General features: G+C 71.0%; 1 protein-coding gene. It reads right to left on the reverse strand.

Annotated elements, in window-relative coordinates:
- Nucleotides 1-369 (reverse strand): transposase (locus G6017_RS17045; protein WP_241731586.1); only part of this gene is annotated, 369 nt, incomplete at both ends.

A 369-nucleotide genomic window follows, 5' to 3' on the forward strand; every position in this document is an offset into this window, starting at 1 on the left:
TAGCTGGGCGCCCGGGTGGGGCCGCTCGCGGCGGACGATCACCCGCATCCCCGCCGGCCACTTGGCGAGCAGCCCAGGGGCGAGGAATCCGGTCAGTTCGGCAACCTCGGCCCCGTCGCGAATGTCGCCCGACGGGTTCAATGCCGGCCCCCACGCTTCCTCGGGGCAGGTCGCGATGGCCCGTCGCAACGGGCCGGTGATGGAGAATCCGACCGAGTACTCCACCCGTCGACCACGGACGCGGTTCTGCTCGGTGACCCAGTTCAGCAGGTCATGGGAGGCGCCGGCGCCGTCCGAGCGGATCAGCAGGTCACGCCGGTGAGCAGCGGGGATCTGCGCGATTGCCTGGCCCAGGACGTCGATGTGGTC

The organism is Dietzia sp. B44 (assembly GCF_014145245.1).
In the GTDB taxonomy this organism is placed as follows: domain Bacteria; phylum Actinomycetota; class Actinomycetes; order Mycobacteriales; family Mycobacteriaceae; genus Dietzia; species Dietzia natronolimnaea.